This window comes from Micromonospora sp. NPDC126480, from assembly GCF_040302465.1.
Lineage (GTDB): Bacteria > Actinomycetota > Actinomycetes > Mycobacteriales > Micromonosporaceae > Micromonospora.
In genome coordinates this window covers 113,939-123,689 of record NZ_JBEORU010000019.1, presented here as the reverse complement: position 1 = coordinate 123,689, position 9,751 = coordinate 113,939, and the positions used below count along the sequence as shown (strand labels likewise).

General features: G+C 69.4%; 6 protein-coding genes and 2 tRNA genes. 1 reads left to right on the top strand and 7 read right to left on the bottom strand.

The annotated features are described in order from the left end of the window. Positions 1-698: 698 nt before the first annotated feature. The 6 genes from ABTW87_RS19045 to gyrB form a co-directional block, all read right to left on the bottom strand. Positions 699-774 (bottom strand) — tRNA-Ala (locus tag ABTW87_RS19045). Between the two features lie 43 nt (positions 775-817). Next, a complete protein-coding gene (locus ABTW87_RS19040) occupies positions 818-946 on the bottom strand; it encodes a DLW-39 family protein (RefSeq protein ID WP_240943722.1) in 129 nt (42 codons plus the stop codon). Between the two features lie 42 nt (positions 947-988). Continuing rightward, positions 989-1,065: transfer RNA gene (locus tag ABTW87_RS19035), tRNA-Ile, on the bottom strand. A 255-nt stretch (positions 1,066-1,320) separates the two neighbouring features. After that, on the bottom strand, positions 1,321-2,274 hold the full coding sequence (locus ABTW87_RS19030) for a DUF3566 domain-containing protein (RefSeq protein WP_350652144.1): 954 nt from the start codon (positions 2,272-2,274) through the stop codon (positions 1,321-1,323). Between the two features lie 4 nt (positions 2,275-2,278). Next, the gene (gene gyrA / locus ABTW87_RS19025; protein WP_350652143.1) at positions 2,279-6,058 is read right to left on the bottom strand and encodes an intein-containing DNA gyrase subunit A; all 3,780 of its coding nucleotides are present in this window, start codon (positions 6,056-6,058) and stop codon (positions 2,279-2,281) included. A 129-nt stretch (positions 6,059-6,187) separates the two neighbouring features. Continuing rightward, on the bottom strand, positions 6,188-8,134 hold the full coding sequence (gyrB, locus tag ABTW87_RS19020; RefSeq protein WP_350652142.1) for a DNA topoisomerase (ATP-hydrolyzing) subunit B: 1,947 nt from the start codon (positions 8,132-8,134) through the stop codon (positions 6,188-6,190). A gap of 494 nt (positions 8,135-8,628) precedes the next feature. Between gyrB and ABTW87_RS19015 the strand changes: the two genes are divergently transcribed. Continuing rightward, positions 8,629-9,183, top strand: a complete 555-nt coding sequence (locus ABTW87_RS19015; protein ID WP_350652141.1) for a hypothetical protein — start codon at positions 8,629-8,631, stop codon at positions 9,181-9,183. A 23-nt stretch (positions 9,184-9,206) separates the two neighbouring features. On the opposite strand, the gene ABTW87_RS19010 is transcribed toward ABTW87_RS19015, so the two are convergent. Beyond that, positions 9,207-9,734 (bottom strand): DciA family protein, encoded by a 528-nt coding sequence (locus tag ABTW87_RS19010; RefSeq protein ID WP_502891612.1) that lies wholly within the window; start codon positions 9,732-9,734, stop codon positions 9,207-9,209. Positions 9,735-9,751 lie beyond the last annotated feature (17 nt).

Below are 9,751 nucleotides of genomic sequence, written 5' to 3'. Positions count from 1 at the left end.
CCTCAGCCCCGCCGACTACGAACAAGCCCTCACACCGACTACGCTGCACCAGATCGCGGCATAACCCGGTGTCCACATCCCGGGGGGAACCTCAGACGAAGCAGAGGAGTTCGGGTTGGGCCGGCGCGTAGCGCTGCCGCTGTCCCCAGCATAGGCCAGTTAGCGGAAGCTGCGGTCGCTGTGGATCTCCTTGACAGCCGGCAGGCAGACCGGCCAGCGTCCCGGGCGAAGGTGGCCGCCAATCGGCCCCCATCCCCCTGATTGGTGCCAAGAACTGCGGTGCCCGGTCGGGTCAAGGGCGGCCGTAGGCCATCGGCGTGCCGACGCGCAGCGCCCTTGACGTCGGCCGGGTGGCGTAGTGGATCGGGCACCCGGGGGGCGGGCCACACCCTGGTCCTCATCGTCATCGAACGACGGACAGTGCCCACGGGAGTCGGAGGCAAGCAGCTCTGCTGCGCGACAGCGATCGCCCTGACCCCGGTGGCGTCCAGCTCTGTCGGCGATCGGCCCGCCTCAGCAAACGCTGGAGCGTGGCTATGGTCCGCAGCCAAGGACATGAGGGTGACGACAGCGAATGATGACCTCGGTGCCGGCCTCGGCACCCATCACCTCCGCCGTGCCGGGCGAGGAGGGGACAGCGTGACCGCTTGGCTGTACGGATGGCTGTACTCGGGACCGAGATCAGCCAAGGAAAGTGTTGGTGGAGCCCAGGGGACTCGAACCCCTAACCCCTGCCTTGCAAAGGCAGTGCTCTGCCAGTTGAGCTAGGGCCCCTGGGCGGGCGGTGCCGCCTGGTGCTGGCAGGACGAGAGCGCGGTCAGCGCAGGTCGGGCGCGGTGGTCGCCTCGTGCCACAGGGCACGCTCGTCGTTGGAGGCCTTGACCTTCTTGGCCACCACGGCCGCCACGCCGACGACACCGACCAGGATCAGCAGCTTCTTGAACATTGGGGCGACCCCTCACGCTCGACTGTGCCGTCGGACGATCTCTGGTGGGGCTAGCTGGAATCGAACCAGCGACCTCAGAGTTATCAGCTCTGCGCTCTAACCGACTGAGCTATAGCCCCGCGTAGCGACGGCCAAGGTTAACCCATCCGCCCGGCCGCCCCCAAATCGGGGTGGCCCGGGCACCGGCGCCATCCTGAACCTACCTGAGCACCGGACGAAACGCCCACTGACTTACCGGGAGGCGCCGCGTGCCGCATGCGGCATCCTGCGGTTTCCATGGCGTGGAATGGCGCAGTATGCCGCAACCCGAGTGGATCAAGCAGCTGGACGCCCGGGTCGCCGGTCGGCGACCCGGGGGCGTCCGATGTCCCTGCTCAGTCGCGCTCGGCGAGCGTCAGCTCGATGCCGCCCACCAGGTCGGCGCAGACGTTGTAGACGAACGCGCCAAGCGTGGCCAGCGCCGTGAACAGCACCACGTTGACCAGGCCGATCAGCGCCGAACTCAGGATCACACCCCGGGCGGTGATCTGGAAGCCGCTGGTGCTCTGGCCGCCGCCCGCGTTGACCAGGTCGCTCAGGCTGTCGTTCACGCTGGCGAAGACACCCATCGCGTCCAGCGCCAGATACAGCACCGAGGTGGCCACCACCACGACGATGAAGAGCACCACCGACACCGCGAAGGCGAACTTCATCACCGACCACGGGTCGATCCGCTTCAGGTTCAGTCGAGCCCGGCGCGGCCCGCGCGAGGCGGCCGAGCTGACCGAGGTACGCGCGGCCCGTACCGCCTCACCCACGCGCGCCGCCCCGACGGCGGCCGCGCCGCCGATGCCCGGCGGGAGGCCACCGCCCTGCGGACGGCTACCCGGGCGCCCGTCCGTCTGTGGCCGGGCCGTGCCGGTGACCCGCGGCTGGGTGCCGGTGTTGCCGGTGACCAGGGGCTGCGTGCCGGTCGTGGCACTCCCGGCGGTCGACGACGATGCCCGGCCGGTGCCCACGGCGATCGGCTGGGTGGCCGTCGGCTTCGCCGCGGTGGACGTGGCGGCGCCACTCGCGGTGGACGTGGCGGTGCCACCCGCGCTCGGCGCGTCGACCTTAGTCGCCTCAGCCGGGGGCTTCTCCGCGGACTCGGACTTCTCGTCCGGCTTGTCCGGCGGCGGCGCCATCCCGGGAGCCCGGGTGAATTTCGGGGCAGGCGCATCGGCGGGGACGGTCGCCCGGCCCACGGCCGCGCGGCCGGTCGCTGGCGCGCCGCTCTTGGCGCCCTCCTCGTCGACCGGGTTGGCCGAGGTCCCCGTGTTCCCCGACTTCGCCTGTGTCTCCGTCATTCAACTAGTCCTGTTCGTCAGGCTCGTCGGCATTGCGAGCAATCGCCACGATAGTCACGCCGTCCGGAAGGTCCATCAGCTTGACCCCCATTGTGTTCCGGTCACGCGTACGGCGTACAGGCTTCACCGGAGTCCGGATGACACCACCGTTACTGGTGATAGCGAACAGCTCGTCGTCCGGGTCGATCACTACAGCGCCGACCAGACCACCGCGCCGCTCGGTGATCTTCGCAGTCAGCACGCCCTTACCTCCCCGGCCCTGCACCGGGTATTCCTCGATCGGGGTACGTTTCGCGTAACCCCCGTTCGTGGCCACCAGGACGTCCATGCCCTCCCGGACGACCTCCATGGCGAGCAGCTCGTCTTCCTCGCTGAACCGCATGCCGATCACGCCCGAGGTCGCCCGGCCCATCGGCCGAAGCGCCTCGTCCGAGGCGTTGAAGCGGATCGCCTGGGCGTTCTTCGACACCATCAGCAGATCCTGCTCGGGCCCGACGAGGGCGGCACCGACCAGCTCGTCCTCATCGCGGAGGTTGATCGCGATGATGCCGCCGGACCGGTTGGAGTCGAACTCCTCGAGCCTCGTCTTCTTCACCAGGCCGTTCTTCGTGGCCAGTACCAGGTAGGGGGCCACCTGGTAGTTCGGAATCTCGATGATCTGCGCGATCTGCTCGTCCGGTTGGAACGCGAGCAGATTGGCCACGTGCTGGCCCTTGGCCACCCTACTGGCTTCCGGAAGCTCGTAGGCCTTGGCCCGGTAGACGCGCCCCTTGTTGGTGAAGAACAGGATCCAGTCGTGCGTCGAGCACACGAAGAAGTGGCTGACGATGTCGTCCTGCCGCAGCGACGCGCCGCTGACGCCCTTACCGCCCCGCCGCTGCGAGCGGTACGCGTCGACCTTCGTGCGCTTCGCGTACCCCGTGCGGGTGATCGTGACCACCACGTCCTCGCGGGCGATGAGGTCCTCCATCGAGACCTCGCCGTCGAACGGGATGATCTGTGTACGCCGTTCGTCACCCCACTTGGCGACGATCTCGCCCAGTTCCTCCGAGACGATCCGCCGCTGCCGCTCCGGCTTCGCCAGGATGTCCTTGAGGTCGGCGATCTCCAGCTCCAGCTTGGCCAGGTCGTCGAGGATCCGCTGCCGCTCCAGCGCGGCCAGCCGGCGCAGCTGCATGTCCAGGATCGCGGTCGCCTGGATCTCGTCGATCTCCAGCAGCCGGATCAGGCCCTGCCGGGCGTCGTCCACCGTCGGCGAGCGCCGGATCAGGGCGATCACCTCGTCAAGCGCGTCCAGCGCCTTCGCCAGACCACGCAGGATGTGCGCCCGCTCCTCCGCCTTGCGCAGCCGGAACGCCGTCCGCCGGCGGATGACCTCGATCTGGTGCTCGACGTAGTAACGGATGAACTGGGCCAGGTTCAGCGTGCGCGGCACGCCGTCCACGAGCGCCAGCATGTTCGCGCCGAACGTCTCCTGGAGCTGGGTGTGCTTGTAGAGGTTGTTCAGCACCACCTTCGCGACCGCGTCGCGCTTGAGCACCAGCACGATCCGCATACCGGTACGCCCGGAGGACTCGTCCCGGATGTCCGCGATGCCGCCGAGCTTGCCTTCCTTGATCAGCTCGGCGATGCGCTCGGCCAGGTTGTCGGGGTTGACCTGGTACGGCAGCTCGCTCACCACAAGCGCCGGCCGGCCCCGCTTGTCCTCCTCGACCTCCACCACCGCGCGCATCCGGATCGAGCCGCGCCCGGTCCGGTACGCGTCCTGGATGGCGGCCTGACCGACGATCAGGCCGTGGGTCGGGAAGTCCGGACCCTTGACGATCTCCAGCAGCGCCTCGAGCGTGGTCGCCTCGTCCGCCTCCGGGTGCTCCAGGCACCACTGGACGGCGGCGCCGATCTCGCGCAGGTTGTGCGGCGGGATCTTGGTGGCCATACCGACGGCGATGCCCTCGGAGCCGTTGATCAGCAGGTTGGGGATCCGCGACGGCAGGATGGTGGGCTCCTTGGCCCGGCCGTCGTAGTTGTCCTGCAGGTCGACGGTGTCCTCGTCGATGTCCCGCAGCATCTCCATCGCGAGCGGGTCGAGCTTGCACTCGGTGTTGTGGCTGACGAAGCCATCGGAGACGAACGAGTGGTCCTCGGTGTCAACCCGGAGGCTGTAGACCGGCTGCACGCCCGCGTCGGCGACGCCGGCCACCTCGGCGTAGTAGAACCGGCCGTCAACAAGCGGCTCGACCACGTCGAGCACCTCGGTGTTGGTGATCCGGGCGGCGATCTCGTCCCGATCCCGCTCCCAACGCTCGACCCGGTCCACGTTGTGCCGGAGCAGCCAGTCCCGCTCGGTCCAGCGGCTCGCGCCGTGCTCCCGGATGAAGTCGCCGACCAGCGGCACGTGGTCGCCGGACAGCGCCCGGCTGCTCGTCGGCACCGAGGCCAGCTCCGACTCCAGCTTGGCCTGCTTGCGGCCGAGGAAACCGACCTGGGCAGCGAAGATGCGGGCGTCCCGGCGGTTTGTCACCACGACCTTGATCTCGCCGTCGTCGTACCGGCACTGCCGGCTGACCACGCCGAACTCCAGCAGCAGCTGCTGCACCTCGCGGGCCAGCCGCTCGCTGCGGGTGGAGTACGAGATCTGGATCGTGTGGCGTGGCAGCAGGGAGGACGAGCCGTCGCCCTCGAAGAGCGCCTGGAGGAAGGCGCGCTTGACGGCCGCCGGCCCCCGCCAGACGAACTCCGGCACGAACTTGCCGGCGCTGCGCGCCCCGATCAGCTCGCCGAGGACGCTCGTCCGCAGTGCCGCGAGGTCCTGGACGTCCAGCTCGTGCAGCGTGCTGCCGGACGCGATCACCCGCTCGCTGACGTACCGCGGGCCGCCCACCGCCAGGTCGTAGGCGGCCAGCACCCGGACGAAGAACTCCCGGTCGACGTTGTTGAAGCCGGCCCGCCCTTGGGACACCCAGCCTTCGCTCACGAAGGCGCCGGCCAGGACGGCCGCCTCGACGTGCTCCAGCATCGGGTAGCCGATTTCGTCCGGCACGCTGCGCTGGAGCACCACCCGGTCGCCTGGGGCGATCTCGGCGAGCAGCTTCCAGAGCAGGGTCGGCACGCCGGCCACGTCCACCAGGCAGAGCACCGGGTGGTTGTGCGTGCCGGTCAGCTCGTACCCCTCACGGGTGCGCAGCCGCAGCGTCGGGTGCTCGCCGGAGTGGAAGAACTTCGAGGCGCGGACCAGGTCGCCGTTGCGGTCGCGGACCTTCAGGTCGATGTCCGTCTCGCTGCCCGGCGCGGCGTCCGGCACGATGTCACCGAGCCGGACGCTGCCCTCGTCGGTACGAATACGGATATCTGCGGTAACGCAGTACCTCATGGCCGCAGCCGGATCGTTTCCGGGCGAACCGAAGTTGCCGTTGCCGTCGACCAGCGGGTAGCGCAGCGACCAGGGCTGCGCCATCCGGACCAGCGCGTCGTAGATCGCCGTGTCGCCGTGCGGGTGGAACTGACCCATCACGTCGCCGACCACGCGGGAGCACTTCACGTACCCGCGGTCCGGCCGGTACCCCGAGTCGAACATCGCGTAGAGGATCTTGCGGTGGACCGGCTTGAGCCCGTCCCGGACGTCCGGCAGCGCGCGCCCGACGATGACGCTCATCGCGTAGTCGAGGTAGGAGCGCTGCATCTCGACCTCGAGCCCGACCGGCTCGATGCGGTCGTGCGCGACGACGGCACCGGCGGTCTCGGGGACCTCGGGCTCGTTCGGTGTGGACTCGGGGGTATCGGTCACTTGTTAACCCTTATCAGACTCAGAGTCGTTTTCGTGCTGTGGATAACCGCTGTGGATACCGGCCATGCTGTGGATAACTCTGTGGATCCGCGGGCCCGGCCGGCGTCCACCGGCCGGGCCCGAGCGGATTCAGATGTCCAGGAACCGCACGTCCTTGGCGTTCTGCTGGATGAACGAGCGGCGGGCCTCGACGTCCTCACCCATCAGCACGCTGAACAACTCGTCGGCGGTTGCCGCATCGTCGAGCGTGACCTGACGCAGCGTACGCGTGGCCGGGTTCATCGTGGTCTCCCACAGCTCGGGATAGTTCATCTCGCCGAGACCCTTGAACCGCTGGATGTCGTCCGGCTTGGCGTTGGGCTTCTTCTGCTGGCGCAGCGCGATGAGCCCGTCGCGCTCCCGGTCGGAGTACGCGTACTGAGCGTCGTCGCCCTTCCTGTTCCACTTGATCTTGTAGAGCGGCGGTGCGGCCAGGTAGACGTGCCCCAGCTCGACGAGCGGCCGCATGAACCGGAACAGCAGGGTGAGCAGCAGCGTCTGGATGTGCTGGCCGTCGACGTCTGCGTCGGCCATCAGCACGATCTTGTGGTAGCGCAGCTTCTCGATGTCGAAGTCGTCGTGGATGCCGGTGCCGAGCGCGGTGATCAGCGCCTGGACCTCGTTGTTCTTGAGGACCCGGTCGATGCGGGCCTTCTCCACGTTGAGGATCTTGCCGCGGATCGGCAGGATCGCCTGGGTCCGCGGGTCACGCCCCTGCTTGGCGGAGCCGCCGGCGGAGTCGCCCTCGACGATGAAGACCTCGCACTCGCGCGGGTCGGTGGACTGGCAGTCGGCCAGCTTGCCGGGCATCGAACCGGACTCCAGCAGCGACTTGCGCCGGGCCAGCTTGCGGGCCTGCTGCGCGGCGATCCGGGCGCGGGCGGCCTGGGAGGCCTTCTGGATGATGATCTTCGCCTCGGCGGGGTTGCGGTCGAGCCAGTCGACCAACCACTCGTTGCAGACGCGCTGCACGAAGCTCTTGACCGGCGTGTTGCCGAGCTTGGTCTTCGTCTGCCCCTCGAACTGGGGATTTGCCAGCTTCACCGAGATGATCGCGGCGAGACCCTCGCGGATGTCCTCGCCGGAGAGCTTCTCGTCGCCCTTGAGCAGCTTCTTCTCCGCGCCGTAGCGGTTGATGACGCTGGTCAGCGCGGCCCGGAAGCCCTCCTCGTGGGTGCCGCCCTCGTGCGTGTTGATCGTGTTGGCGAAGGTGTAGACCGACTCGCCGTACGATTCGTTCCACTGCATGGCAATCTCGACCGACATGCCGTCCTCCTCGGCCCCGAACTCGACCACCGACTTGTGGATCGGGGACTTGGAGGCGTTGAGGTGCCGGACGAAGTCGGCGATGCCGCCCTTGTAGCAGAAGGTGACCTCCCGCATCTTGCCGTCCTCGTCCTCGGGGACACGCTCGTCGAGGAGGTGGATGGTGAGCCCGCGGTTGAGGAAGGCCATCTCCTGGAGGCGGCGGTAGATGGTCTGGAAGTCGAAGTCGACGGTCTCGAAGACGGCCGGGTCGGGCCAGAAGGAGACCGCCGAGCCGGTCGCGTTTGTCGGCTCGCCCTTCTCCAGCGGCGTCGGCTTGGAGTTCGTGTACGACTGGCGCCAGAAGTGCCCGTCCTTCTGGATCTCGACGGCCATCCGGGTGGACAGGGCGTTCACCACGGAGACGCCGACGCCGTGCAGGCCGCCGGAGACCGCGTACGCCTTGCCGTCGAACTTGCCGCCGGCGTGCAGCACGGTCAGCGCCACCTCGACACCGGGCTTCTTGAGCTTCGGGTGCAGGTCGACCGGGAAACCACGGCCGTTGTCGGTGACCCGGACCCCGCCGTCGGCGAGCAGCACCACGTCGATGGTGTCGCAGTGCCCGGCCAGCGCCTCGTCCACCGCGTTGTCGACGACCTCCCACACCAGGTGGTGCAGGCCCCGTTCGCCGGTGGACCCGATGTACATACCGGGGCGCTTCCGGACCGCCTCCAGCCCTTCGAGGACGGTGATCGACTCGGCGCCGTACTCCTGCTTGTCCTGCGCTGCCACCCTCGGCCACTTTCTCGCGCCCGCCACGCCAAGTGGCGCGCCGGACGCGGGGTTCGGCGGACAGGGCGCGACGTCGGCGCGCGGACCGGCACCGGAGACTCATCCGGGCTGCGGGTCGAACGCGCCGGTCGCCGCGGTTGCCCGCGGATCGCGATCGGCTCGACCCGACGTGGGACGATGATTTGGGGCCCGCACCGGCCCCGTGTCTCGTCGCTCCGCACCGGGTCTTCGTCTCAGGTTCAATCTTACTGTGCGCTGACGACAGAACCACCACTCGGCACCCCTGCGCGGCGGCTGAGAACTCCGTAGCGGGCCGAAATGCGCCCTCCGCGACTCCCCCTACACAGATCGGTCCCGCTGCTGGCTCGCACCGGCCGTCGGCGGTCCCGCGCACGGCGTGTCGGGGGCCGGGACGAACGGTGGCTTGATCTTTGGGTGCGGGAACCGGACGATCGACCCGTTCGAACGGACACGGGCTTGAGAGGTGACGCCAGATGGGGCTGGACAACGTCGCGGTGCACTGGCCGCGGACCGGCCGCTTCTACGACCCGGTCGCACCGGCCGAGTTCGTGGACTTCGGCGAGATCGTCGACATGCCGCGGATCTCCGCTCCGACCGCCGCACTCGCCGAGTTGATCGCCAAGACCGGCACGGTTCGCGCGACCGCGTACACGGAGCTGGTCGACCTGATCCTCGGGCTGGAGAACGTGCTCTACGCCACAGAGAACTCGGCCGAGGACGAGGATCCGGTGATCGACCCGGACGGCTGCTCCTGGATCGCGGACGGTGTGGAGAAGTTCGTGGCCCGGCACCGGCCGGCGGGTGAGGAGGTCACCTTCGAGTCGGTGAGCGAGGTGCTCCGCTCGCTGCTCGGCGACGGGCGTCTGGCCGAGCAGCAGCTGCGCTGGCTGGACAGCCGGTTGGACCGGCTGCGCGACGAGAACGGCGATCCGCCGCAGTGGACCTTCACCTGCGCCGAGCTGAGCGTCCTCGCCGCCTTCTACCGGCGCTGTGCCGACCGGGGCTTCGCGGTCTACGCCGACGCCTGAGCGCGGCTCGCCGGCACGGACCGTCAGCCGTAGGTGTCCCGGGGCCCACGCCCCCGGACCCGGCGGGGACCGCGCGACCAGGACGGTGCGGCCGGACCGTGGATGTGCAGCTTGCGCACCACGTTGTGGCCGACCTCGCGGGCGATCTGCTGGAGCAGGGAGCCGGCGAGCAGCCGGAGCTGGGTCGCCCAGGCGGTCGACCGGGCTTCGACGGTCAGCTCGCCGTCCTCCAGTTTCACCGGCCGGCTGTGCTGCGCCACCTCCGGGCCGACCACCCGCTCCCAGGCGCCGAAGACGGTCGCCTCCGCGGCCGGCTGCTGCCAGCCGCGCGCCTTGACGAGCCGGTCCAGGACCGCACCGAGCGGCTGCGGGTCGCGGGGGTCCGGGCCGGGCCCGGAGTAGCCGCGCAGCCGTCGCTCACCGCCGCCCTCCCCGCCGGGGGCGCCGCGCCGCCGCGTCTTCTTCGCCGCCGCCTCCCGGCGGGCCTTCGCCGCGTCCAGCACGGCCCGCGCGAGCTCCGGCCCGGTCGCCCCGGCCGGCAGGTCGGGCACCCCGCCGTCGCCGGACC

What these genes read in the sequence shown, in the direction of transcription:
- ABTW87_RS19040 (WP_240943722.1), bottom strand. Translation starts at nt 946, where the DNA reads ATGTTCAAGAAGCTGCTGATCCTGGTCGGTGTCGTCGGCGTGGCGGCC.
- ABTW87_RS19015 (WP_350652141.1), top strand. Translation starts at nt 8,629, where the DNA reads ATGGGGCTGGACAACGTCGCGGTGCACTGGCCGCGGACCGGCCGCTTC.
- ABTW87_RS19030 (WP_350652144.1), bottom strand. Translation starts at nt 2,274, where the DNA reads ATGACGGAGACACAGGCGAAGTCGGGGAACACGGGGACCTCGGCCAAC.